The following is a 23,985-nucleotide window of genomic DNA, read 5'->3' as shown; positions in this document are numbered from 1 at the left end:
CCGTTGAAAACGACATACTGCAGGTGTAATGTAATTGAACGGCGGGTCAGGAAAGATAACTGGCGCAATGACTCGAGGTACTGCTGCGAGGGCGCCGGGGCAGCCGTGATGCAGTAGGGCCATGCCGGGGCGATGCCGACGGCGGGGGCCAACTCATGAAGTGATCTGCGCAAGGCGCGCGCGATAACCGGGGGTCTGATCGAGCGGGTGGCCACACGCTCTGGTGCCCGACAACTATTTGGGGAGATTCGCTTTGAAACTGAACAGAAAAATCTACTATGCGGTCCTCGGTGTCCTTGGTGCACACGCGGTCGCAGCAGCAGCCGAGGGTGAAGCACCGAAAAGGAGCGCGCCCACCAACACTGTGTCCGAAGCGCTGCAAGAGGTCATCGTGACCGCACAGCGCCGGGCGGAAAACATCCAGGATGTGCCCATCACGGTACAGGCACTCACTGACGAAGTACTCACGCAGTTGAACGTTCAAACGTTCGCCGAGGCGGTGAAGTATCTACCCAACGTCACCCAGTTCAGCGCGGGACCGGCACAGGGCCAGATCTACATGCGCGGCCTGAGCCTCGGCGGGTACGGGTACGTGGGTTCGGGCACGACGCACGCGTTCCCGCCCGTTGCGATCTATCTCGACGAGCAGTCGGGTCAATTGCCGGGTCGCAACCTGGATATCTATGCGGCCGATCTCGAGCGGATCGAAGTCCTGGAAGGTCCACAAGGCACGTTGTTCGGTGGCGGCGCCCTGACCGGCGTACTGCGCTACGTCACCAACAAGCCGAAACTCGACAGGACCGAAGGCAGCGTGGAGGGCAGCTACGGGGTCACGAAAGATGGCGGTCCGAACGCGAGCGGCGTGGCGGTGATCAATATTCCTCTGCTCGAGGATCGTCTTGCGGTGCGCGGTGTGATCTTCAGCGACCGGCGCGGCGGCTACATCGACAATCTGCCGGCCACGTTCCAGCGCAGCAGCACCGACCGGGGCATCGTCGTCTATAACAATGGCGTGGTGCCGACCAACAGCCTGGTGATCGACAACCGTACCACTGCCGGGAAGGACATCAACCCGGTGACCTTCACCGGCATTCGCGCCAGCATGCTGTGGAAGATCAACGACGACTGGGATGTGTTGCTGTCGCACACCTACCAGGACATGGATTCTCAGGGCGTGTTCTATCAGATGCCCTTCAGCTCGGATGGCACCTACTTCGATCAGAACAGAAATCCCACCGGTTCGAAGCCGTTGCCGGATCTGTCGGTGACGACATTCACGCCGTCCTGGAACAAGGACAAATTCGAAAACACCGCGCTGGTGGTCAACGGACAGATCGGCGATCTGAGCGTGATTTACAGCGGTGCCTACCTGAGCCGCGATGTCGATCAGCAGCAGGACTACACGAACTACGCGCGCGGCTACGCAGCGACCTATTATCAGTGCGTCGGCTATTCTTCCGATCCTTCCACGGGGCAGTGTTTCACTCCCGCGGCGACCTGGAAGGAAATCGAGAAGAACACGCACCTGAGTCAGGAATTGCGCTTGAGCACTCCGTCCGACTGGCGTCTGCGCGGCACGGTGGGCGTGTACTGGGACAACTACAGGATCGACGACTACACGCTGTTCGACGATGTGACCGTACCTGCCTGTTCTCCGAACGGACCCAACGTCAACTGCTTCCTGCCTCATCAGCCGTGGCCCGGGTCTCCTTACCAGGTTGCGGATGACACCACCGGGTTCTTCAACAATGTGCGGCGTGAGGTGGAGCAGCTCGCCGAGTTTCTCTCGCTCGACTTCGACATCATTCCCGACGTGTTGACGATCACGGGCGGCATCCGGCACTTCAAGTACGACAACAGTGTCCGCGGCGGTAACGTCGGCCCCTGGCGCTGCCTGCGCACCACCCCGGTGACCGACTTCGGTCCGTGCCCGTCACCGTCGGGCACCGACATGGGTGCCAGAAATCCCAACAGCTCTCACCCCTCGGGCGTGCGCAGCCGGGCTGGCATCAACTGGCACATCACGGACGATCAACTTCTCTACTACACCTTCTCGGAAGGATTCCGTGCCGGCTATTTCAACCGCTCGGCGACCTGTCATCTGCCGGGACCCGATGGCGTGCGCCAGTACTGCATCCCGATCTTCACCGTGCCTGACAACGTCACCAACAACGAGATCGGCTGGAAATCGGAGTGGCTCGACGGCCGCCTGATGATCAACGTGGCGGTGTACCAGGAAGAGTGGAAGAACGCGCAGGTGCGCTTCTTCGATCCGAGGTCGCTCGGCAGCCTGGGCTTCGGCACGAACGGCCCGACCTTCCGGGTGAGAGGCTTCGAGCCGCAGATCATGGTGCGGCCCATCAGCGGACTGACGTTCCAGTTCGCGGGGGCTTACAACAAGTCGAAGCAGACCAACTCGCCGTACCTGGTCGTCAACAATCCGGACAGCGTCAACTACGGCCAGCCGCTCACGGACTACCCGAACCCTTACGGGCCCTTGGGCAGCCCGACGGCGTACTCGCCGGACCTGTCCTTCAGCACGCGGTTGCGCTACGAGCGGCCGTTCGGCGACAGCTATATGGGAGCGTTCCAGATCGGTGCGCAACACCGAGGGGACATGGTCACGGCAACGGGCTACTCGCTGGGTTCCGCGTACACCATCCCGGCGATTACGACCTTCGATGTGTCGCTCGGCATTTCGAAGGACCGTTGGAGTGCCACGCTGTTCTCGCAGAACGTCACCAACGTGATCAAGCCTACGACCATCGACATCAGCCAGTGGGTGCTCACCGAGTTCCCGAATCGGCCGCGTCAGATCGGGTTGCGGGTGGGTTACAGCTTCGGAGATGATTGATAGCGTGATCGGCTGCCCATAGCCAGTGTGCGTGCTTCAGGCGTCATGGATGCGCCTGAAGCACGCTTGCGGAAGGATCTGAGTCTGCGCGAGGATGGCGCTGCCCTTCGCATACTCACCGGCCACAGCTTGGCTCAGGTTCAAATGACTGCAGCAACGCGCGATCTTGACCATTCATCGATAGAGACCGAACTCCCGCGCGTTCGTGAACTGATGGATCAGAGGGACTTCGCAGCGGCATTGCGCGCTGCCGAAGCCCTGCGTGCGCAAGATCCCAATAATCGCGACGTGCTCTACATGATCGCGGTGTGTCTGCGTTATCTGCAACGCATTCCGGAGGCGTTGACGGCGCTCGCCGAGCTCGAAACGCGCCATCCCAATTTCAGTCGTCTGTTTCAAGAGCGCGGCCACTGTTACACGGCCATGCGCAATGCCGAGCCGGCCATCGACGCTTTCGTTCGCGCCGTCAATCTCAATCCATCATTGCAGGCCAGCTGGCGCTCGCTGGAACTGCTGTTCCGCATCACCGGCCGGCTCCAGGACTCCGAAATCGCCGCGGGCCATGTTGCGAGGCTGGCCGCATTTCCAGTAGAGGTTTTGACCGCAAGCGGCCTGTTCGCGGACGGAGACATACAGCTCGCCGAACAGATGGTCCGCCAGTACCTGCTGACCCATGGCAATCATGTGGAAGGCATGCGCTTGTTGGCGCAGATCGGCATGAAGCTGGATGTGGCGGACGACGCCGAGTTTCTATTGGAGAAGGTTCTCGAGCTTGCGCCTGATTATCAGCTGGCGCGCTACGATTACGCGCTGGTGCTCCTCAAACGTCACAAGCACGTGCGTGCGCGCGAGGAGATGCAGAAGTTGCTGGCGATCGATCCGCGCAACCGCGCGTACCGAACCACGTATGCCACGGTGTGCACGGGTTTCGGAGACTATGACCAGGCGATACCGCTCTACCGCGAGATTCTGAAGGAGACGCCGAACGATGCCGAATTGCATCTGTCCATTGCGCACTGTCTGAAGACCGCGGGGAAGACCGACGAGGCGATCGAATCCTATCGCGCGGCCAGCGCTGCCAGACCACGGTATGGCGAAGCCTACTGGAGTCTCGCGAATCTCAAGACCTACCGCTTCACGGACGAAGAGATCGCCCGCATGCGCAGCGACGAAGCGGATCCAACGACGCAGCTGGGCGATCGTTATCACCTCTGTTTCGCGCTCGGCAAGGCGCTCGAAGATCGCGGCGAGTACGCCGACTCATTCGCCTTCTACGAGCGCGGCAATGCATTGAAGAAGACGGAATGTCGTTATCGGCCGGAGCCTCTGGAGAAAAGTGCGCGCTTGCAGGCAGAGCTGTGCACGCCGGAATTCTTCGCTGCACGACGCGGGTATGGCTCGTCCAGCCCCGCGCCGATTTTCATCGTCGGCCTGCCGCGCTCCGGTTCCACGCTCATCGAGCAGGTGTTGGCTTCGCACTCGCAGGTCGAGGGCACGATGGAGCTTGCCAACATACCCCGCCTCGCACAGGAGCTGATGGGCCGCGACAATAACGATGCGAACCCGCGTTATCCCGGCATACTCGCGCAGCTGACGGCCGACGACTGCAAACGAATGGGCGAGGAATACCTGGCGGAAACCCGGGTGTACCGTGAGGGCAAGCCGTTCTTCATCGACAAGATGCCCAACAACTTTCGGCACATCGGCCTGATTCACTTGATCCTGCCGAACGCTAGGATCATCGATGCCAGGCGCAAGCCGCTGGCGTGCTGCTTCAGCAATTACAAGCAACTGTTCGCGTTCGGCCAGCAATTCACTTATGGCATCGAGGACATTGCGCGCTACTACCGCATGTACATCGAGTTGATGCAGCATTGGGATGCGACGCTTCCGGGCAGGATACTGCGCGTCGAGCACGAAAGCGTGGTGGAGGATTTCGAGGCCAATGTCCGTCGTATCCTCGAATACTGCGAGTTGCCCTTCGAGCCGGCCTGTCTCGAGTTCTATCAGACCAAGCGCAGCGTCCATTCGGCGAGCTCGGAACAGGTGCGGCGACCGATCAATCGCGACGGCATTGATCAGTGGCGGAACTATGAGCCGTGGCTTGGGCCCCTGAAGGAGGCGCTGGGGGATCTGGCATAGCGCTAGTCGAGCCTGCGGGTCGCCAACTCCAGATCGCGCCGACGTGCGGCATTCGGCGTGATTCCGAAAGAGCGCCCGAATGCTCTGCAGAACTGACTCGACGATGCAAAGCCCGTGGCCATCCCGACTTCCAGGATCGAGTGCGAGGTTTCCCGCAGCAACTGCCGAGCGCGGTCCAGTCGTAACGCCAGATAACGCGCATGCACGCCCTGGCCGAGCTCCCGGCGAAACAATCGCTCCAGCTGCCTGAGCGAGACTCCAGCGAGCTTGGCCAGCCGTTCCCGCGACAAAGGGGACTCGATGTGCGCCTCCATGATTTTCAGTGCCTTGAGTAGGGCCTCATCTCTGACGCCAAGCCGCGCCCGCAGATCCATCCGTTGCGGTCGCGCTCCTTCCCGCACATGAGTGTGCAGAAACCATTCGCTGACGGCCGCGGCCAGCGGGTAGCCGTGGTCGCGTGCGATGAGGGCGACCATCATGTCGAGACCTCCAACGCCACCTGAACACGTGATCCGGTCACCGTCGATCACGAACAGCGTCTGTGTGAGCTTGACGCGCGGAAAGGCCTCTTGCAGCGCCGGCGCGTGCTCCCAGTGAACCGTGCAACGCCGTCCATCGAGCAGACCTGCCCGAGCCAGAATGACCGGCCCTCCCGAGATGCCGCCAACAATCACTCCGCGAGCCGCCAGTTTCCGCAGCCACGCGAACGTGCGTTGATCCCGGAAGGTTGCCGGATTGCCGCCCGCACAGACCAGCATCACGTCGAGATCGCGAGCATCGCTGCCGAACTTGTAGTTCGGCAGTACCGCCACGCCATTCGATGCCGTCGCCGGCTTGTCCCCCGGCGTGGCATTCCACCAACGATAGAGAGTCTTGCCGGAGAGCTGGTTTGCCGCGCGCAGCGGCTCGATGGCGGAAGCGTAGGTGAGCAGGGCGAAGCCTGGCACGAGCAGAAAGCCGACCGACTTGATCGGTTGACGCGAGCCGGGAACGTCGTCGTTGCGCATGAACCAGCCACCGCTCGAATGATTGGCGTGAAAGGTAAATACGTCGTCGTGAAATGGCAATAAGGCCCATCCGGTTTCTCTACGATGGCTGGCGCAGGATGGGTGGCGAGGTCTCGGTTAGACGATCGTTCCATGCGTTATTCCGCGTTCAACTTGTTGCGTCAGGCGTTCCGCGGTCACCGCGATTGGACGCCAGCCTGGCGAGAGGTCGAGCCGAGAGCGGCCTACGATGTCATCGTCATCGGCGGTGGCGGGCACGGGCTTGCAACGGCGTACTACCTGGCCAAAGTGCATGGCGTTACGCGTGTCGCCGTGCTGGAGAAAGGTTACATCGGCTCGGGCAACGCGGGTCGCAATACCACCATCATCCGTTCCAACTATCTACTCGCCGAGAACACGCCCTTCTACGAGTGGTCTCTGAAGTTGTGGGAAGGTCTCGAACAAGATCTCAACTACAACGCCATGGTCAGTCAGCGCGGTGTGTTGAATCTGTACCACTCGGATGCGCAACGCGATGCTTTCATCCGCCGCGGTAACGCGATGCGCATCTGTGGCGTCGATGCCGAGCTACTCGATGTGCGGGCGGTACGGCGCATGGCGCCGTTTCTGGATTTCGATAACGCGCGGTTTCCGATCAAGGGAGGACTGCTGCAGAGACGCGGTGGCACTGCGCGTCATGACGCGGTGGTTTGGGGCTATGCGCGCGCAGCAAGCCGCCTGGGCGTCGACATCATTCAGAACTGCGAGGTAACGGGCTTCATTTGTGAGGCGGGGCGGGTAACCGGCGTGCAGACCACGCGAGGTGAGATCCGCGCGGCCAAAGTGGGCATGGCGGTCGCCGGCAACACGTCGCGACTGGCGAATATGATCGGCTTGCGGTTGCCGATCGAAAGCCATGTGTTGCAGGCATTCGTGTCCGAAGCGATCAAACCGCTGATCCCCGGCGTCATCACCTTCGGCGCCGGGCACTTCTATATCAGCCAGTCCGACAAAGGCGGCCTGGTGTTCGGCGGCGATCTCGACGGATACAACTCCTACGCACAGCGCGGCAACCTGCCGGCAGTCGAGCATGTCTGCGAAGAAGGCATGGCGCTGATGCCGATGATCGGGAGGGTGCGCCTGCTGCGTTCCTGGGGCGGCATCATGGATATGTCCATGGACGGTTCGCCCATCATCGATCGCACGCCGATGCCCGGCCTGTATCTCAATGGGGGCTGGTGTTATGGCGGCTTCAAGGCGACGCCGGCTTCGGGCTGGTGCTTTGCGCATCTGCTGGCCAGCGAGCAACCGCACCCGTTGGCACGGGGCTATCGCCTCGATCGCTTCGCCACCGGCCACGTCATTGACGAAAAAGGCCAAGGCGCACAGCCGAACCTTCACTAGACCAACCCATCATCAAGCTCAGCATGCGCATTCCCTGTCCATTCTGCGGAGAGCGGGACTCCAGCGAGTTCACGGTGAGCGGCGACGCCAATGTCCGGCGCCCGGATGGCAACTTGCCCGAGGCTCGTTCGCAATTCTTCGACGCTGTTTACCTGCGCGACAACCCTGCAGGGAGACACACTGAGCTGTGGTATCACGGCGGCGGCTGCCGCAGTTGGCTGCGCGTGAATCGCGATACGCGCTCGCATGAAGTCTTCACCGTGACTCTAGCCAGCGAGGTTGCCCGCTGATGACCTCTGCGCCTGTTCGCGACGCCAAGCAGCCCAACCGCCTGAGCAGCGGAGGGCTCATCAACCGTAGCCGGGTCCTGAACTTTCAGTTCGACGGCGAGAACTACGCCGGCTGTGCCGGGGATACGCTTGCTTCCGCGCTGCTCGCATCGGGAGTCCGCCTGGTCGGCCGCTCCTTTAAATATCATCGCCCACGCGGCATTTTCACAGCGGGGTCAGAAGAACCCAATGCGTTGGTCGAGCTACGTACGGGTGCCCGACGCGAGCCCAACAGCAAAGCCACCACCATCGAGCTATTCGAGGGCCTGCAGGCGCGCAGTCAGAATCGCTGGCCTTCACTTCGCTTCGATGTCGGCGCGATCAACTCGTTGCTGTCTCCACTTTTTGTCGCTGGCTTCTATTACAAGACCTTCATGTGGCCGAGGGCGTTCTGGGAGAAGCTCTACGAACCTGCGATCCGGCGCGCTGCCGGCCTTGGCAAGGCCAGTATCGAGCCCGATCCCGACCGCTACGAAAAGGCTCATGCCTTCTGCGATCTGCTCGTCATAGGCGCAGGCCCCGCAGGGTTGGCTGCGGCTTTGACCGCGGGGCGAGCGGGGGCGCGCGTCATCCTCTGCGATGAAGATTTCGTGCTGGGCGGGCGACTGAATAGCGACCGTCGCGAGATCGATGGCACGAATGGCTCGCTCTGGGCGCGGCAGGTGGAAGCAGAGTTGCGGGCTCTGCCCGAAGTGCGTGTTTTGAACCGTACGAGCGTCTTCGGAGTCTTCGACGGCGGAACCTACGGAGCATTGGAACGCGTGGCGGACCACCTGCCAGTGCCGCTGGCGCATCTTCCAAGGCAAAGGCTCTGGAAGATCGTTGCGAAACATTCCGTACTCGCGGCCGGTGCCATCGAGCGCCCGATCGTTTTCGGTGGCAACGATCGTCCGGGAGTGATGATGGGCTCGGCAGTGCGCACCTACGTCAATCGTTTCGGCGTCGCTCCGGGGCGCCAGGTCGTGATCTTCACGGCGACCGATGACGGATGGAACACGGCCTTCGATATGGAGGCCGCCGGCGTGCAGGTGCGAGCCGTGGTAGATGCGCGCAAGAATGTCACGTCGAGCGTGCTCACCGAGGCAAACAAACGGCTGCGCGCCGAGTTGTTTCTTGGCTCGACGGTCATCGATACGCAAGGCATGCACGGCTTGCGCAAGATCACCATTCGCCATGCTACGGGGCAATTGGTCCGTCTCGAGTGCGACCTGCTGGCGGTTTCGGGCGGCTGGAATCCCACGCTTGCGCTATCGACCCACCTCGGAGGGCGCCCTCGTTGGTCTGATGATATCGCTGCCTTCGTGCCGGGTACGTTGCCCCGCGAGATGAGAGTGGTCGGTGCAGCGCGCGGCTCATGGCGGTTGGCAGACGCTCTCACCGAGGGAATTGCCGCCGGTACCGAGGCCGCTCGCTCCTCGGGGTATCGCGTTTCAGCGATCCCCAGCCCAAGGACGGACGATGAGGGTACGGCGGCGGCTGCGTTCTGGCACGTGGCCGATTCAAAGGGCAAAGCGTTCGTCGATCTGCAGCATGATGTGACCGCGCCGGATATTGCACTCGCCACTCGCGAAGGATATCGCTCGGTCGAGCTGCTCAAGCGATATACGACGCTCGGTATGGCGACCGATCAAGGCAAGACGTCGAACGTCAATGGCCTCGCCATTCTGGCTTCGCTGACGGAGCGCGCCATCCCCGATGTAGGCACGACGGTGTTCCGGCCTCCCTACACGCCGGTTGCAATTGCCGCGTTTGTGGGGCACCACCGCGGCAAGCACTTCAGACCGACGCGGTTGACGTCCGGCCACGCCTGGGCGCAAGAGCGCGGCGCCACATTCGTCGAAGCAGGTCAGTGGCTGCGTGCGCAATGGTTTGCTCAGCCTGGAGAGACCGATTGGCTTCAATCGGTCACGCGTGAGGTCAAAGCGGTTCGTTCCAGTGTGGGCGTGTGCGATGTGTCCACGCTCGGCAAGATCGATGTTCAAGGCGCGGATGCGGGCATCGTTCTCGACCGCCTCTATGCGAATACGTTTTCGACGCTTCCTGTCGGCAAGGTTCGCTACGGCCTCATGCTGCGCGAGGACGGGATCGTCTTCGACGATGGCACGGCCGCGCGCCTGGCGGAAGGGCACTATGTCGTTTCCACGACGACGGCGAACGCGGCAAAGGTCATGCAGCATATGGAACATGCGCGCCAGGTGCTCTGGCCGGAGCTCGATGTGCAGATCGTTTCCGTCACCGAGCAGTGGGCGCAGTATGCCATCGCGGGGCCCAACTCCCGGCGCTTACTCCAGCGTCTGCTCGGAGATTCGCTCGACGTCTCCAACACCGCGTTTCCATATCTTGCTTGCGCAGAGCTGTCCTGGCGCGGCATTCCCTGTCGGCTCTTTCGGATTTCCTTCTCGGGCGAGCTTGCATATGAGCTTGCGGTTCCAGCGCGGTATGGAGATGCGACGATTCGCGCCATCCTGGCCGCTGGGGCGGAATGGGATGTCGTGCCGTATGGGACCGAGGCGCTTGCGGTCATGCGTATCGAGAAAGGGCACGTGGCGGGCAACGAGCTGAATGGCCAGACCACTGCGACCGATCTCGGTCTCGGGCGCATGGTGTCGGGCAAGAAAGATCACATCGGCGGTGTGCTTGCCCGGCGCGAGGGACTGACGAGTCCGCAACGACCGTCGCTCGTGGGCGTCAAGCCAGTCGATCGCTCGGCGCGATTGCACGGTGGCGCTCATTTCTTCAGCAAGGGTGCGGCGATCGATCCGCAGAACGACCGGGGCTATCTCACGTCGGTGGCGATGTCGCCGACGCTCGGGCACTGGATCGGGCTTGGCTTCTTGAGCGGCGGCGCCCAGTGCTGGGGGGAGCATGTGCGAGCTTACGATCCGGTGCGAGGCATCGATCTGATCCTCGAGGTCTGCTCGCCCGTCTTCTTCGATCCCCAAGGACTGCGTTTGAACAATTGAGCACAGACATGTTGGAAATCACCAGACCTCTCGTTCCCATTTCTCCATTTGCCGGACTGCCGAAGGTGCGCACTCCTGGAGGAGGCGTAAGCGTCAGTACATACGACAACCTTGGCATTGCCAGTGTGCTGGCGAAGAAGAACAAGGAAACGGAGCTTGCCGAGCGCGTACAGCAGCGTTACGGCATCCGCCTGCCGCAAACTCCCGCGTACAGCGATGCTCGCGGAATCGCGTTCATCGCTACGGGGCCTCGGTGTTGGCTGGCCACGGCCGAGGCGGGCGGCTATGCGTTTTCAACCTCTTTGCGACATGCGGCTGGTGATCTTGCATCGATCTCGGACCAGAGCGACGGGTACGTCGTGCTTCGCCTGGCGGGGGCCAAGGTGCGCGAAACGCTCTCGAAGCTCGTTCCGATCGACGTTCATCCGCGCGCATTCCCTGTCGGGATGGCGGTTGTCACAGTCGCTGCGCACATTGGCGTAACGATGTGGCGGGTTGCGGATGAGGTGGGTGCTACCTCTGCGTTCGAGCTTGCGCTCTATCGAAGCATGGTCGGAAGTTTCTGGCACGTCTTGTGGGAGAGCGCCGCGGAGTTCGGCGTGGAATTGACCAACATGGAATCGACCAACATGGAATCGACACATACAACCGGTTGGCGCTCGGCCGCTCGGAGGGCGTCCACATGAGCACGCGCTCTACACGTCACATTCTGACCCTCTCGTGTCCTGACCAGGTCGGTATTGTCGCGGCTGTCACGCAGGCATTGGCGGCGCATGGCGGACTCATTGTCGATGCACAGCACTACCGGGAGCCCATCTCCAACAGCTCGTTGCTCCGCCTCGAATTCTCTCCAGGCGCCGAGCACGGCCTCGACATGGACGCCCTGCGGCGCGAATTCGCCGTCGTCGCCGGCCGTTTGGGGATGACCTGGGAGATCACGGATACCAGGATACCCATGCGTGTCCTGGTGGCCGTTTCCAAGCAGGGCCACTGCCTCAACAGCCTGCTGCATCGATGGGCGTCAGGCACTCTGCCGATCGAGATCGTGGGCGTCGTGTCCAATCATGAAACGCAGCGGCGCCTGGTGGAGTGGCACGGCTTGCCGTTTCACTATCTGCCGATCGAAGGCGGGCGCAAGGAGGATCAGGAGGAAAAACTGCTGGGGCTGTTCTCGGAGTTGAAGGCGGACCTGTTGGTACTTGCGCGCTACATGCAGATACTCACCGAACGTGCCTGCCGGAAGCTGGCGGGCCGCGCCATCAATATTCATCACTCGTTCCTGCCCGGCTTCAAGGGGGCAAAGCCCTACCATCAGGCGCACGAGCGCGGGGTGAAGCTCATCGGCGCCACCGCTCACTACGTGACCGGGGACTTGGACGAGGGACCGATCATCGAGCAGGCCGTCGAGCGCGTAGACCACAACATGGGTGTCGAGCAGCTGACCACGCTCGGCAACGAGATCGAGGCCGTAGTTCTGAATCGCGCTGTGCAGTGGCATGCGGAGCGTCGAGTGTTCGCATTCGGCAATCGAACCGTTGTACTTCGGTAGGTGCGAGCGCGTTCCCGCTTCAAGAGACGAGAGCGCGCCGGCTGCTCGCAGTGAGCCTCGGCGTAGCTGCCGACATGCAGCTACGCCGGGCGAGTGAGGCTAGTTACAGCCGATATTCCAGGCCGACCAGGAAGGTCCGTCCGCGCAAGTCATATTGAGTGAAGTCGTACGGTGCGCGAATGCCCGGGAACGACGCGTCGTATGGCGGTTTCTCGTTGAACAGGTTTTCGACTTTCGTATAGAGCGTCAGGTTCTCGATACCCGCCCAACCCAAGTACGCGTCGAACTGCTCGTACGAGTCGACCCGCGACTGCACGGCAGAGGCGGCAGTGCTGGCCTTCTGATCATAACCACCGGTGTGATACCACGTGAGCGCGGTCCGGAAGGCGGCGATCTGCCAGTCGAGCTGGGTCGTTGCCTTGTTCGCAGGCAGCGAGAACGACGTACCCAGGTTGGTGCCGGCGTAGTCGAGCCATAGGAAATGTTCGTGCTCGTCGAGTTTTCGGAAAGCGACGGCGCACGGAAGCCGCGCGATGCGGCGGCACGCAGGCCCAGTACATCGAATGGTTGCCAACGCAAGCTGGCCTTCGGCGAGAAGGCACTACCGAAGTCGCTGTAGTCGTCGCCGCGTCCTGCGAGTTGCAGCTCGAGCGTCGAAGTCAGCGGGACATTCACCTCGGCATATACCGCAGCCACGCGGCGATCGCCGTCTACTGCCGCAATCGCGGGACGGATCTGCAAGCCGGCATCGATCTGCCACGGGTTGCGCGATACCAGTTCCTCCTCACGCCATTCCACACCGGCCGCAAAGCCCACCGGTCGACCCCACGAGGGATGCTCGAAATCCTCGCGGGGACGGCTGCTCGATCCCCGGCTCGGAAGCATCATTGCCGCGTGGCGATCAGTCCTTGAGCTCCGGGGGCACCTTGCCTCCGTGCGTTGCGAGTTGCGACATCACTTGTTTGTGCAGCCAGATATTCATGGCTGCCGAATCGCTGGTGTCTCCCTTGTAGCCGAGCTCGCGCGCCAGCTCCTTGCGGTTCTCCAGGCTGGAGTCCAGTCCCACCAGTTTCATCAGATCGACGATCGAAGTGCGCCAGTTCAACTTCTGGCCCTGCTTGGCCGCCAGCTCTGTCAGGACAGCTTCGACGTCCACGCTAGCTGGTGCCGCGCTGGTGCTCGATGCAGCGGGTGGCGGCGCCGCTTCCGGGGCCGCTGTCGGCGTAGCCGACGGGGCAGGTTTCGCTGCGGGAGTGGTGGGAGGCGGAGAGGCTTTGGCTTGCGCGCCGAAAATCGCGTCTTTGATGCGTGAGAAAATGCTCATGGTGCTGCTCCCTGATGTGTGCTGCACAACCGCGACTTGTCTCGATCGATGCAACCAAACGACACAGGAGGCCGCTTGTTCCGCTGCCCGCGCTAGAGTCCGGCCGGTGTAGGTGGCCGCGGCGGCGTGCGGCAAATCGCTATGGCTCGATGTGTAACAGCGAACCGCCAGTCGAGAGGGCATCGTCCGGATAACGCTGCGCCAGCACGATAGTGATTACGCAGCCACCGATCGTAGCAAGCAGAATCGCGGCGGCGAGCCATACCACCGGCACGCGATGGAGTTTTGGAGATTGCGATTCACTCCGAGGCATCATCGCTTGCCCTGTGCATAGACCCACGCGGCGAGCAGGCGGGCCTGGTCCTCGCCGAGGCGTTCACGCCAACCGGGCATCACGCCGTGGCGGCCATCGCGCACACTGGTGGCGATGCTGGAGAAGTCGCCACCGTAGAGCCACACGCCATCAGTCAGATTCGGTGCGCCCAGGGCAGGATTGCCGCGTCCATCGATGCCATGACATCCAATGCATAGCGTCTCGAAGCGAGACTTGCCCGCCGCGATCCAATCCTCTGGCCCGGAGTATCCGGCGAGGCTCAACACGTACGCGGTCACTTCGTTGACGCCGTCGCGACCGAGCACGGCTCCCCACGCGGGCATGGTGCCCTGACGACCATCGAGAATGCTGGTTTGGATGGTTTCGCCGGAGCCGCCGTACAGCCAATCCGCATCCGTAAGATCTGGCGCGCCCAACTGTTGATTGCCTAGCGCCGCACGACCATGGCAACCGGCGCAGTTGTCCAGATACAAGCGTGACCCGAGTGCCACCGCGTCGGGCCGCGCTGCCAGCTCGGCAATGGAGAGCGAACGCAACGGACGCATGGCCGTTTCGAGTTTTGCATCGTTGACGGAAATCTCGCGCTGCAACTGTGCCGCGGACGTCCAGTCGAGCACTCCCTTGAAGCTGCCGAAGCCGGGGTAAAGAAGCAAGTAAACGAAGCCGGCGAGGAACATGCATGCGGAGAATGCGATCCACCAGCGAGGCAGATCGCGCACGCCTTCGCGCAGTACGCCGTGTGCCCACGTGTGGCCGGTCGTGCCATCGTTCAGCGTCGGGATGCGCACGCGCTGAGCCCATAGAAACAGGAACAACGTGATGCCGAGGTTCAGCACCACCAGGAATTTCACCCAGGTCGACCAGAACGCGCTCATCGCGTATGCCCCTTCGTTCCTGCCGGCGGGTCCGCATCGGCGAGAGGAATCCGTGCGAGGTCATGGAACACGTGCCTGTGCCGCGGACGCCAGGCCCAGAACCAGATCCCGATGAAGATCGCCATGAGGAGGAGGGTGACGATCCCGGAGAAATGTCCCCAGCCGCTGCTCATGGCGCGGCCGGCGCGCCTGGCGCCTGCGGTTTGTTGCGAACCCCGAGTCCCTGCAGGTACGCGACCAGTGCATCGAGCTCGGTCTTGTCCTCGAGCGCATCGGCGGCGGCAGCAATGTCCGCGTCTGTATATGGATCACCGAGGCGACGCAGGGTTTGCATGCGTCCCTGCACAGTTGTGACATCGACGGTACGCTCCGCCAGCCAGGCGTAGTTCGGCATGTTCGACTCCGGCACAACAGCGCGCGGAGCGGTCAGGTGCAACCGATGCCACTCGTCCGAATACTTTCCGCCGACCCGGGCGAGATCCGGTCCCGTACGCTTGGAGCCCCATTGAAACGGCCGGTCGTATGCCGACTCGCTGGCACTGGAATGCTCGCCATAGCGCTGTGTTTCGAAGCGCAGCGAGCGGATCATCTGCGAGTGGCACAAGTAACATCCTTCACGGACATAGATGTCTTTGCCCGCCAGGCGCAGGGCATCGTACGGCGGATATCCCGGCGGTGCCGCCGCGGCCGAGGCTTTGACGAACAGCGGCGTGATCTCGGCGAGACCGCCGAGCGAGACCATGATTGCGATCAGCACGCCGAGCAGGCCGGCATGCTTTTCGATCGCTTCGAAATGTTTGTAACGCAGTGCCATCGCTTTACCCATGCGCCGGCAGCGGTGCCGGCAAGGGAACGGGAATCGGCTTGATCAAGGCCGCTCGCGCGTCCGCGGCCGTGTGCCAGAGATTCCACGCCATGACCACCATGCCGCTGAGAACCAGCAGACCACCGAGCAGGCGAAGCACATAGAACGGCTTGATCGCGATCAGGCTCTCGAGAAAGCTGTACGCGAGCGAGCCGTCCGCATTGGTCGCCCGCCACATCAGACCTTCCGTCAGGCCGGCGGCCCACATCGCGATCACATAAAGAAGCAGACCGATGGTGTGCAACCAGAAATGCAGTTCCATCGCCTGGTGCGAGTGCATGGACGGCTGCGCCAGTGCGCGCGGTGCCATGGCGTACAACGAGCCTATCGTGATCATCGCGACCCAGCCGATCGAGCCGGAATGCACGTGCGCGATGGTCCAATCGGTGTAGTGAGACAGCGAGTTGGCCGACTTGATCGCCAGCATCGAGCCTTCAAAGGTGGACGCCGCGTAGAACACCAGCGCAACCACCATGAACTTGACCGCGGGATCCGAGCGCAGCTTGTCCCAGGACCCGTTGAACGTCATGAGGCCGTTGGCGGCGGAGCCCAGGCTCGGCATCAACAGCACCAGCGAAAACGCCATGCCGACCGACTGCACCCAATCCGGCAGCGCGCTGTACATCAAATGGTGCGCGCCGGCCCACATGTACACCGAGATCAGCGCCCAGAAATTGACGATGGAGAAGCGGTAGCTCCACAAGGGTTGCTGGGCCTGTCGCGGCACGAAGTAGTACATCATTCCCAGGAACCCGGCCGTGAGGAAGAACGCAACCGCATTGTGGCCGTACCACCATTGCACCATGGCGTCGACCACGCCCGAGTAGATCGGATAGGACTTCAGCAGCGAGGCCGGCAGCGCGAGGTTGTTGACGATATGCAGCAGGCCCACCGCGAGGATGAACGCGGCGTAGTACCAGTTCGCCACATAGATGTGCTTGATGCGTCGCCGGCGCAGCGTGGCGAAGAACACGATGCCGAAACAGATCCAGACGACGGCGATGAGAATGTCGATGAACCATTCCGGCTCGGCGTACTCCTTCGCCTGGGTCACGCCGAAGGGCATCGTGGCCATGGCGAGCACGACGGCCAACTGCCAGCCCCAGAAAGTGAAGGTGGCCAGGCGGCCCAGTGCGAGGCGCGTGTGCCCCGAGCGCTGCACGATGTAATAGCAGGTGCCCATCAGGGCGGAACCGCCGAACGCGAAGATCACCCCGAAGGTGTGGTTGGCGCGAATGCGGCTGAACGTCAGCCAGGGAGTATCGAGATTGAGCGCGGGCCAGGCCAGCTGCGCGGCGATGAACACGCCGATGGACATGCCCACCACGCCCCAGACCGCGGCGGCCAGCAGAAACAGGCGCACGACATCATCATTGTAGGTTTCGATTCTAGGCATCGGCTTTCGAGGACGCGGAATGCGCGGAACTCTGACATTCGCGGGTGGTCTGTCGCCTTGACATAGGTCAAGCGCGGCGGTTCCTCGATGTGATAGGGCGCGCCGAGCCTGGAACGCGCGCTCATCCGCCGATGCTGCGGACTCTCTGGCCGAAGGCGCGTGGCCTCAACGCACGCAGTCGACGATCGACGTGCGATGTTTGATCGTTTTCACGCAGACCGTGGTGACGATTCGCTGCACTCCAGGCAGACGAGAGATTTCGGTACGTAGCAGGACGTCCAGGTCGGCGATGCCTGGCACCAGAACCTGAATCAGATAGTCGCCGTCGCCAGCCGTGGCGAAACACTGGACCACCGAAGGGTGGCGATTGATGGCCGCCTCGAACTCGACGTGCTTCGCCGAGTCGATGGTGACCTGCACGAACGCGTGAATCTGCAAGCCCAATGCCGCTGGATCGATCTCCGCGCGGTATCCCTTGATGACGCCGAGCTTCTCGAGCTCCTGCACTCGCGACCAGCAGGGGGTCTTCGACAAGCCGACCTTCTCGCCCAGCTCAGCGAAAGAGAGGCGAGCGTCATTCTCCAAGGCGCGCAGCAGGGCGGTTTCGGTTTTGCTTAGCATGTTCGCGTGTAGCTCTGCAGGGCTGCCGAAATCGCCGCGATGGCAGGGCTTCGACGCTGGGCCCGCGATGACAAGATGAGGCGGGAATCTACCTGCGAGCGGATTGCGCGCGCAAGGCGGTCGAACTATAATTTGAATCCTGAATCAATTCTGCGATAAGCGTGTTCGCTGCAAAAGGACCGCTATATCATAGGCATTTTAGGGTTGAAATGGACCGGTGGGTGGCGCGGGTCGCGTCGTTGCACAATGCGTTGCCAGCCAGACTGTCGGCTTGGCCTCACAGCGGCGTCAGTGAGCGGATGCGCCGGGACAGGTACTCGAAATAGCGATCGATGTAGTTGATGTCGTTCTGCGTGTCCAGCACGAACGGATTCATGATGGTATGACGCAGGACCAGCAGCGGCGTGGCCGCGAGGTCGGAGGGCTTCGCCAGATGCAAGGCATCGAGGGCGCGCTGCAAGGTCTCCGGGCGCAGCCGGTCCAGGCGCAGGGTCGTGGTCGAACCGAAGAACTCTCGGGTTTGTAATGGTGCGTGCGGATCGATATGCAACTCATCATAGATACGGCGCACGAAGGCGTTGGCCGTTTCGAGATCCGAACTGCCCGCGGGGTTGAGCGCGAGACAGACGAGGTTCGAGTCGGGCATGAACGGCAAACAGGCATGGACTCGATCGGCGCATTCCACGATGAACTGCTGTGCCCGTTCCACGAACGCTTCGGCGCCGCGCAGCGACTGGGCAGGCAATCGCCCGAAGTGGGCATGGTCGAGCGGTAGCACGCGGTGGGTGACATACACTGCCGCGGCCATGGCACCGGGTTTGGATCCTTCCGGAACATAGCGGCCGAGCTGGCGATAGCGGCGCATGTAGTCGGTCGAAGCCGCTTCCGTGAATACATAGTCGGCATCGCTCGCCAGCAACGACATCGGGCGATGGTCCCTGCAGACGAAGGCGCCCGCGCCATAAGAGATATAGCCGAGCTTGTGGGGATCGATGGTGATCGAGTCGGTGCGGCCGAGCGCGGCAATGGCGCCGTGCACTCGCGATGAAGGGAAGTGCTTGAAGTCGCCGGCGACGTCTTGTTGCGAACGCAGAGTGCCGTCGGGATTGCGGAACACCGTGGCGAGATAGCCGCCCCACGCCGCATCGACGTGGACCGAAAAGCCGCTGCCTGCCGCTGCATATCGATCACGAGCTGCGACTAGGCCGTCGATGGGATCTACACCACCGAATTCCGTCGTGCCGAGTATCGCAACCGCCGCCAGGACCGGTTCGCGTCGCGCGTGAGCGCGAGCCAGCGTTTCCTCCAATGCGCCCAGATCGAGATGCAGATCGTGCTGCGCGATCGTGACGTACTGGTCCACACCGAGCCCGACGAGCTTCATGGCTTTTGGCCAGGAGTAGTGCGCACTCGCGGGAGCCAGCAGCAACGGTGGTCGAAGCTGCGGGTGTCGTGTAAAGAAGGCGTGATGACCCAGCGTTTCGAGACGTTCGCGACTCAGCGCGAGCCGCCACGCGTGTTGGTCGCGCGTCGGCTGCTCCGCGAGCCATTGCTCCCATCGCCAAAGGAGCGAGCACACCGCGTCAGTCGACAGACCGAACGCCGTCCAGTCGTCGTCGGGCAACTCGAAGTCCGGAGGACGGATCGCACGCAGAGCGACGGGGAATGCTTTCATGGCCAGCGCCAGCCGCAACGCTTGAACGTTGGCGAGCGTGCCGCCGGAGGTCAGATGACCGAAGGCGCACGCAGGCTGCGCGATATCGTGCGGATAGCCAACCAGGCGCGCCAGTTGCAGACCGACCTGGATTTCGAGATCGACGGTGACCGGCGCGGCGTCGTCGTTCACGTTGTTGGGGTTGTACGGCAGCGTCAGGATCTGCGCGATCAGCCCCGGCAGCAGCAGGTCCGAAACCATGTGGCCGAGAAAGCGCGGGCTATGAAACGGCACGGAGCGCTTGAGCGCCGCCGACAGCGAATGCAACTCACGCCGCAGCCGGGCTTCGAAGGCCTGGAACTCCGGCTGCAGGGCGGCGGACGTGGGAATCGCCGGCGGATCCTCGGGGTGGAAGTTGCGGCGCCAGTACACGTGGTCGCGCAAAAACTCGACGACGAGTTTTTCGAGGATATTGTCATTCTCGGCGTACGGACCGAGAAAACACGGATAGAGAAGGGGATCGGCCACTGGTGCTCGCTTGCGTCCGTTGCTCGGACATTGCTGCAGAATTCTTGTCTGAATTACAGCTCGCAGGCGGCAGTGCAGCCTTGACCTAGGTCAACCGTGGCGTTCGGGTATGGAATCGCCAGATCCAGCACGATCGTGTCGGGCTTGCTGTTGCGATGGAGCCGATAGCTCGACTCCACGCTGGTGCTTCGCACGTCGCACACCCTCGCGTCATACCAGTCTGCGACAACCTTGCCCCGGACCTGGGAACCCCTCGGCGTGCATGACGTTGCAGAGCACACTCGTCGCGAAGGAAACAACTAGCCGGTCAGTGCCCGTTCGGCTGGATGACCACTTTCACGCATTCGTGTTGCTTGTCGCGGAACATGGCGAAGGCCTCGGGCACGTCGTCGATGCCGACACGGTGCGTGATGATGAACGAGGGATCGATCTCGCCGCTCTCGATGCGGGCAAGCAGCGGTTTCATGTAGTGCTGCACGTGGGTCTGGCCGGCTTTCACGGTCAACGCCTTGTTGACGACGGCGCCGAAGGGAATTTTATCGACCACTCCGCCGTACACGCCGGCAACTGACACGGTGCCGCCCTTGCGACAGGCCTGAATCGCCTGCCGTAGCACTCCTGGCCGATCCGTTTCCATGCGCAGCGCCTGCTTGGTTCGATCATAAGCGTGTTGCAGCCCGTGCATGTGTGCTTCCATGCCCACCGCGTCGATGCACGAATCCGGCCCGCGACCGCCGGTCATATCGCGCAACGTTTCGAGCACGTCGCTCTCGTCATAGTTGAGCGGCTCTGCGCCCGCCTGGCGCGCAAGTCGCAAACGTTCAGGGAACCGATCAATACCAATCACGCGCGTCGCTCCAAGCAGCTTGGCGCTCTGGATGGCGAACAGTCCTACCGGGCCACAGCCCCACACCGCGACAGTATCGCCTTCCTGAATGTTGCAGTTTTCGGCCGCCATGTAGCCCGTGGGCAGAATGTCACCCAGAAACAAGACCTGCTCGTCGTTGAGCGATTCCGGGATCTTCAGCGGACCCACGTCCGCGAACGGCACGCGCACATACTCCGCCTGGCCGCCAGCAAATCCACCCAGCAAGTGCGAGTAGCCGAAGATGCCGGCGGGAGAATATCCCCAGAATTTCTCGGCGAACCTGGCATTCGGGTTGGAGTTCTCGCACAGCGAGAACATCTCCCGTTCGCAGAAGAAACAATTGCCGCACGAGATGGGGAAGGGCACCACCACACGATCGCCGACCGCCAGATTGCTGACGGCTGAACCGACCTCGACCACTTCACCCATGAACTCGTGACCCAGGATGTCTCCACGCAGCATGCCCGGCACATAGCCATCGTAGAGGTGCACATCCGAGCCGCAGATCGCCGCACGAGTCACCTTCACAATAGCGTCGCGCGGGTTCAGGATGCGCGGCTCGGGAACGTGCTCGACGCCCACCTTGCCGATGCCTTGCCAACACACCGCTTTCATTCTGCCTCCTGGTGGACCGTGCGTGAGAGGTTCTGGCCGATGAAGCTGCGCGCACCGGTGGGTTGCCCGCGCGTCGTTGGTATTTCGCCGGTCTCGATCAACTGTTTGAACCGGCGCAGATCCTCCTTGATCACCACTTCGGGTGCCGCACCCAGCAGTTTGGTGATGCGAGCGCGAATTCCGCCGTTAAGTGCGCCCTGGACCGCTCCGTGAATCATCTCTACGCGCACCAACGTGCCTCGTCCGCCTGGTGCCGGGGAAAATCGAACACTGCCACGGTGATTCACTTGTGAACCGGGGCGGGTGCGCCACGAGATCAACTCGTTCGGACGATCGTCGATGATCTCCGATTCCCACTGCACGCGCGCACCGCCCGGTGCCACCGCAACCCAGCGCGATACACGCTCGTCCAGCACTTCGACCGACTGCAGGTGCTTCATGAAGCGGGGCAGGTTGTCGAGCTTGCGCCAGAATTCATACAACCGTTCCGGCGGCGCGTTGATGATCAGGCTGACCGTGACGGGTTGATCGTGCCGTGCCTGTCTTCTCGACTCCTCGACGTCGAGCTTGCTGGCATAGAGATCGACCGCCGTCACGCCCGCTACCGCGGTGGCGGCAGCGGCAATTCGATTGCGGTTGGCTCGCCGCGACCCGAGCGATGCCCCGAGCAGGGCAAGGTCCATCGCGTCGCCTACCACGCGCGCCATGGCAAACGCTGTGGGAGCACGACCCGAGAGCAAGCCAATACCGCTCGCGATTTCTCGCGCGCCACACAGGCGCATGGCAATTGGACGGTCACCGATACCGATGGCTCGTCCTACGGCTCTGGGCGCAAGCAATTGCGCGACGCCCAGGCCAAGGCTGAACCAGCCGAGCGAACGATTGATGGTTTCGCGATCCGCACGATCGCGCAGATTTCGAATGGATCGGGAAGCCGCCTGGGGCAGCTTCGACATGGCAGGTCCTGCGGCAATCGCCATGATGGCCTCCTACTCGTCGATCATGGTCGTGTCGCCCGCGGTCGTTCCCGCTGCCGACGAGGAGAACTCGCGAGACTCATCACTGCGCTGGCCACGCTCCTCACGATCTCGCCACGACGAACGGTTACGGGACGGACCCATCACGCGATTCTCATACCGGGTCATAGGCAAAGCCGCGCCTAGTAATGCACCGGCAGCGACGGCCAATGCGCCAAGGGCGATGGGCTGCTCACGCACCAATCGTGCCAGGTGCGAGCCCACTTCCGAGCTGACTTGCTGTGACTTCTCGTGCAGCTGATGCTGCAGATGTTGGGACTTTTCTCTCCAACGACTGGTTGACCCCGAGTGCGTCGAAGTGTCGCTGTACCCATGGCCTGCGGAGAAGTCGTCGAAGGAGGCCATGTCCTCATCGAGATGCGATCCGCCGTCCCAGCGCTGACGCCCCTGACCCGATGACGAGCGCGAGCTCGCCACTGCGGCCGTCAACCATATGACACCCGCGGCCGTCAGCAGCACCGGCATGGGATTGCGGCGAATCGTGTCGCCGGCCTCCCTGACGAAGTCCGAGCCGTGCTCTCGAAAGAACTCCATCGAGCGGTCCAACAACTTGTGCGGGGACAACTCGCGTTCGATTTCGTCCAGGGTGCGATCCATGTCGGCGCGCAGCTGATCGCCTTCGCGCTCCAGGTCGCTGGCGCCACCATAGGTGCCGCCGCGCTTCCAGGTTCCGCCTTTATCGGTGCTGGCGTTCATGAAGCTCTCCTCGCGACCACGGTCGCATCTTTCTGCAGGGATTCCTGAGTGCGGTCGAAACTGATGTGGGACCACTTGCGTTGGCCGGCCTTGAGCAGCGCCCAACCGATGACGAGCAGCACGACGCTAACGATCAGCGCCGCCAGCCATGGCTCTACGACTTCAGCTAGTGCCAGTACGAGTGCGGCGACCAGTGTGAGCCCGCCCGCCAGCAGTACACCGCCAGCGATGGTGAACGGGACCACGCTCATCTTTACGTCGCGAACGACGCCGCGGACTTCGGCTTTCGCGAGTGCAACTTCGTTGCGCGCGAGCGCTGTGGCGTCCTCCACGAGTCTGCTCAGCAGGGTGGCAATCGAAGTTGTTTCGCCGCCGTCAACCTGGTTCGAGGGCGTAGCCATGGCGTTACACTCCCGGAGCCGAGCCGGATGCGCCTTCGAACCGCTCGGATCGCTCGAGGCCGACTTCGGACGCAAAGGCCGACTGGGTGGTATCGGTACCGAGGCTCGCACGGTCGTCGTCAACGACTTCCGCTTTCATGAACCGCGCGATTGCGAGGCCCACGGCAGCACCGCCCAATAGGAACATTCCTGGATGCTCCGTCGCGAAGCGGCGCGCGTCCCGATATAGGTCCTCGATGTTGTCCTCACGCAATCGCGTGGCGAGCGCGCCTACGCCATCCGCTAGCTTGGATGCGTAGCTCGCGAGGGTGGGCTGCGATTGATCGAGTCTGGAGCCGGCAACGTCCAGAGCATCGGCGATATCCTCGATCTGATCGGCCGCGGCACGCTTGCCCTTGTCGATGCGTTGCTTGCTGTCGCGCTTTACGCGCTGCTTCAGGTCTGCCGCGCGATTGGCGGCGCGGGACGAGATGTTGTCGGTCGATTCGCTCATGGCTGACTCCGTTGCGGATACATCGAAAGGCGTTGCTCAAAACAACTTTGC

The 23,985-nt window shown here is 62.3% G+C and carries 22 protein-coding genes and 1 pseudogene; 7 read left to right on the top strand and 16 right to left on the bottom strand.

The features are described from left to right. The first annotated feature begins 253 nt into the window (after positions 1–253). Entirely contained in the window at positions 254–2,854 is a 2,601-nt protein-coding gene (locus VGE08_RS01325; RefSeq protein ID WP_331066043.1) for a TonB-dependent receptor, read from the top strand. Between the two features lie 144 nt (positions 2,855–2,998). Continuing rightward, positions 2,999–4,996 (top strand): sulfotransferase, encoded by a 1,998-nt coding sequence (locus VGE08_RS01320; protein ID WP_349258584.1) that lies wholly within the window; start codon positions 2,999–3,001, stop codon positions 4,994–4,996. 2 nt (positions 4,997–4,998) lie between these two features. On the opposite strand, the gene VGE08_RS01315 is transcribed toward VGE08_RS01320, so the two are convergent. After that, entirely contained in the window at positions 4,999–6,003 is a 1,005-nt protein-coding gene (locus VGE08_RS01315; RefSeq protein ID WP_331066041.1) for a GlxA family transcriptional regulator, read from the bottom strand. A gap of 132 nt (positions 6,004–6,135) precedes the next feature. On the opposite strand from VGE08_RS01315, the gene VGE08_RS01310 reads away from it, so the two are divergent. Genes VGE08_RS01310 through purU form a run of 5 tightly spaced genes read left to right on the top strand, consistent with a single transcriptional unit; the run spans position 6,136 to position 12,227 of the window. Beyond that, positions 6,136–7,386, top strand: a complete 1,251-nt coding sequence (locus tag VGE08_RS01310; protein ID WP_331066040.1) for a sarcosine oxidase subunit beta family protein — start codon at positions 6,136–6,138, stop codon at positions 7,384–7,386. A 23-nt stretch (positions 7,387–7,409) separates the two neighbouring features. Further along, positions 7,410–7,676, top strand: coding sequence for a sarcosine oxidase subunit delta (locus VGE08_RS01305; protein ID WP_331066039.1), 267 nt, complete (start codon positions 7,410–7,412; stop codon positions 7,674–7,676). Beyond that, positions 7,676–10,678, top strand: coding sequence for a sarcosine oxidase subunit alpha family protein (locus tag VGE08_RS01300; RefSeq protein WP_331066038.1), 3,003 nt, complete (start codon positions 7,676–7,678; stop codon positions 10,676–10,678). The genes VGE08_RS01305 and VGE08_RS01300 overlap by 1 nt, the downstream gene beginning before the upstream one ends. A gap of 8 nt (positions 10,679–10,686) precedes the next feature. After that, entirely contained in the window at positions 10,687–11,364 is a 678-nt protein-coding gene (locus VGE08_RS01295; protein ID WP_331066037.1) for a sarcosine oxidase subunit gamma, read from the top strand. Continuing rightward, the gene (gene purU / locus VGE08_RS01290; protein WP_331066036.1) at positions 11,361–12,227 is read left to right on the top strand and encodes a formyltetrahydrofolate deformylase; all 867 of its coding nucleotides are present in this window, start codon (positions 11,361–11,363) and stop codon (positions 12,225–12,227) included. Before VGE08_RS01295 ends, purU begins: the two co-directional genes overlap by 4 nt. A 103-nt stretch (positions 12,228–12,330) precedes the next feature. Here purU and VGE08_RS01285 read toward each other — a convergent pair. The 15 genes and pseudogenes from VGE08_RS01285 to VGE08_RS01220 all read right to left on the bottom strand — a co-directional run. Beyond that, positions 12,331–13,157, bottom strand: a pseudogene (locus VGE08_RS01285) (TonB-dependent receptor); the annotation flags it as partial. Next, on the bottom strand, positions 13,129–13,551 hold the full coding sequence (locus tag VGE08_RS01280) for a DUF3597 domain-containing protein (RefSeq protein ID WP_331066034.1): 423 nt from the start codon (positions 13,549–13,551) through the stop codon (positions 13,129–13,131). The gene VGE08_RS01280 and the pseudogene VGE08_RS01285, both read right to left, overlap by 29 nt. 139 nt (positions 13,552–13,690) lie before the next feature. Further along, positions 13,691–13,867 carry a hypothetical protein gene (locus VGE08_RS01275; RefSeq protein WP_331066033.1) on the bottom strand — a complete coding sequence of 59 codons (177 nt, stop codon included), beginning with the start codon at positions 13,865–13,867 and terminating at the stop codon, positions 13,691–13,693. Then, on the bottom strand, positions 13,864–14,760 hold the full coding sequence (ccoP, locus tag VGE08_RS01270; protein WP_331066032.1) for a cytochrome-c oxidase, cbb3-type subunit III: 897 nt from the start codon (positions 14,758–14,760) through the stop codon (positions 13,864–13,866). Before ccoP ends, VGE08_RS01275 begins: the two co-directional genes overlap by 4 nt. Continuing rightward, positions 14,757–14,933, bottom strand: coding sequence for a cbb3-type cytochrome c oxidase subunit 3 (locus tag VGE08_RS26235; protein ID WP_349258583.1), 177 nt, complete (start codon positions 14,931–14,933; stop codon positions 14,757–14,759). The genes ccoP and VGE08_RS26235 overlap by 4 nt, the downstream gene beginning before the upstream one ends. Further along, positions 14,930–15,568 (bottom strand): cytochrome-c oxidase, cbb3-type subunit II, encoded by a 639-nt coding sequence (ccoO, locus tag VGE08_RS01265; RefSeq protein WP_349258593.1) that lies wholly within the window; start codon positions 15,566–15,568, stop codon positions 14,930–14,932. The genes VGE08_RS26235 and ccoO overlap by 4 nt, the downstream gene beginning before the upstream one ends. 10 nt (positions 15,569–15,578) lie before the next feature. Beyond that, on the bottom strand, positions 15,579–17,021 hold the full coding sequence (ccoN, locus tag VGE08_RS01260) for a cytochrome-c oxidase, cbb3-type subunit I (protein ID WP_331066030.1): 1,443 nt from the start codon (positions 17,019–17,021) through the stop codon (positions 15,579–15,581). A 165-nt stretch (positions 17,022–17,186) separates the two neighbouring features. After that, the gene (locus tag VGE08_RS01255; RefSeq protein WP_331066029.1) at positions 17,187–17,642 is read right to left on the bottom strand and encodes an Lrp/AsnC family transcriptional regulator; all 456 of its coding nucleotides are present in this window, start codon (positions 17,640–17,642) and stop codon (positions 17,187–17,189) included. A 277-nt stretch (positions 17,643–17,919) separates the two neighbouring features. After that, a complete protein-coding gene (locus VGE08_RS01250; RefSeq protein WP_331066028.1) occupies positions 17,920–19,824 on the bottom strand; it encodes a pyridoxal phosphate-dependent decarboxylase family protein in 1,905 nt (634 codons plus the stop codon). Between the two features lie 53 nt (positions 19,825–19,877). Next, on the bottom strand, positions 19,878–20,018 hold the full coding sequence (locus VGE08_RS01245; RefSeq protein WP_331066027.1) for a hypothetical protein: 141 nt from the start codon (positions 20,016–20,018) through the stop codon (positions 19,878–19,880). Positions 20,019–20,131: 113 nt separating this feature from the next. Next, entirely contained in the window at positions 20,132–21,307 is a 1,176-nt protein-coding gene (locus tag VGE08_RS01240) for a zinc-dependent alcohol dehydrogenase (protein ID WP_331066026.1), read from the bottom strand. Continuing rightward, complete coding sequence (locus VGE08_RS01235) at positions 21,304–22,287, bottom strand: SRPBCC family protein (RefSeq protein ID WP_331066025.1); 984 nt, start codon at positions 22,285–22,287, stop codon at positions 21,304–21,306. The genes VGE08_RS01240 and VGE08_RS01235 overlap by 4 nt, the downstream gene beginning before the upstream one ends. A gap of 9 nt (positions 22,288–22,296) precedes the next feature. Then, positions 22,297–23,040 (bottom strand): DUF3618 domain-containing protein, encoded by a 744-nt coding sequence (locus tag VGE08_RS01230; RefSeq protein WP_331066024.1) that lies wholly within the window; start codon positions 23,038–23,040, stop codon positions 22,297–22,299. After that, a complete protein-coding gene (locus VGE08_RS01225; protein WP_331066023.1) occupies positions 23,037–23,441 on the bottom strand; it encodes a phage holin family protein in 405 nt (134 codons plus the stop codon). The genes VGE08_RS01230 and VGE08_RS01225 overlap by 4 nt, the downstream gene beginning before the upstream one ends. Positions 23,442–23,445: 4 nt before the next feature. Then, on the bottom strand, positions 23,446–23,934 hold the full coding sequence (locus tag VGE08_RS01220) for a hypothetical protein (RefSeq protein ID WP_331066022.1): 489 nt from the start codon (positions 23,932–23,934) through the stop codon (positions 23,446–23,448). Positions 23,935–23,985: the final 51 nt, after the last annotated feature.

Source organism: Steroidobacter sp., assembly GCF_036406195.1.
In the GTDB taxonomy this organism is placed as follows: domain Bacteria; phylum Pseudomonadota; class Gammaproteobacteria; order Steroidobacterales; family Steroidobacteraceae; genus Steroidobacter.
This window is presented reverse-complemented; position numbering and strand designations above follow the sequence as displayed.

What these genes read in the sequence shown, in the direction of transcription:
- VGE08_RS26235 (WP_349258583.1), bottom strand. Translation starts at nt 14,933, where the DNA reads ATGAGCAGCGGCTGGGGACATTTCTCCGGGATCGTCACCCTCCTCCTC.
- VGE08_RS01310 (WP_331066040.1), top strand. Translation starts at nt 6,136, where the DNA reads ATGCGTTATTCCGCGTTCAACTTGTTGCGTCAGGCGTTCCGCGGTCAC.
- purU (WP_331066036.1), top strand. Translation starts at nt 11,361, where the DNA reads ATGAGCACGCGCTCTACACGTCACATTCTGACCCTCTCGTGTCCTGAC.
- VGE08_RS01255 (WP_331066029.1), bottom strand. Translation starts at nt 17,642, where the DNA reads ATGCTAAGCAAAACCGAAACCGCCCTGCTGCGCGCCTTGGAGAATGAC.
- VGE08_RS01280 (WP_331066034.1), bottom strand. Translation starts at nt 13,551, where the DNA reads ATGAGCATTTTCTCACGCATCAAAGACGCGATTTTCGGCGCGCAAGCC.
- VGE08_RS01300 (WP_331066038.1), top strand. Translation starts at nt 7,676, where the DNA reads ATGACCTCTGCGCCTGTTCGCGACGCCAAGCAGCCCAACCGCCTGAGC.
- VGE08_RS01295 (WP_331066037.1), top strand. Translation starts at nt 10,687, where the DNA reads ATGTTGGAAATCACCAGACCTCTCGTTCCCATTTCTCCATTTGCCGGA.
- VGE08_RS01230 (WP_331066024.1), bottom strand. Translation starts at nt 23,040, where the DNA reads ATGAACGCCAGCACCGATAAAGGCGGAACCTGGAAGCGCGGCGGCACC.
- VGE08_RS01225 (WP_331066023.1), bottom strand. Translation starts at nt 23,441, where the DNA reads ATGGCTACGCCCTCGAACCAGGTTGACGGCGGCGAAACAACTTCGATT.
- VGE08_RS01320 (WP_349258584.1), top strand. Translation starts at nt 2,999, where the DNA reads ATGACTGCAGCAACGCGCGATCTTGACCATTCATCGATAGAGACCGAA.
- VGE08_RS01240 (WP_331066026.1), bottom strand. Translation starts at nt 21,307, where the DNA reads ATGAAAGCGGTGTGTTGGCAAGGCATCGGCAAGGTGGGCGTCGAGCAC.
- VGE08_RS01220 (WP_331066022.1), bottom strand. Translation starts at nt 23,934, where the DNA reads ATGAGCGAATCGACCGACAACATCTCGTCCCGCGCCGCCAATCGCGCG.
- VGE08_RS01305 (WP_331066039.1), top strand. Translation starts at nt 7,410, where the DNA reads ATGCGCATTCCCTGTCCATTCTGCGGAGAGCGGGACTCCAGCGAGTTC.
- ccoP (WP_331066032.1), bottom strand. Translation starts at nt 14,760, where the DNA reads ATGAGCGCGTTCTGGTCGACCTGGGTGAAATTCCTGGTGGTGCTGAAC.
- VGE08_RS01275 (WP_331066033.1), bottom strand. Translation starts at nt 13,867, where the DNA reads ATGATGCCTCGGAGTGAATCGCAATCTCCAAAACTCCATCGCGTGCCG.
- ccoN (WP_331066030.1), bottom strand. Translation starts at nt 17,021, where the DNA reads ATGCCTAGAATCGAAACCTACAATGATGATGTCGTGCGCCTGTTTCTG.
- VGE08_RS01315 (WP_331066041.1), bottom strand. Translation starts at nt 6,003, where the DNA reads ATGCGCAACGACGACGTTCCCGGCTCGCGTCAACCGATCAAGTCGGTC.
- VGE08_RS01235 (WP_331066025.1), bottom strand. Translation starts at nt 22,287, where the DNA reads ATGGCGATTGCCGCAGGACCTGCCATGTCGAAGCTGCCCCAGGCGGCT.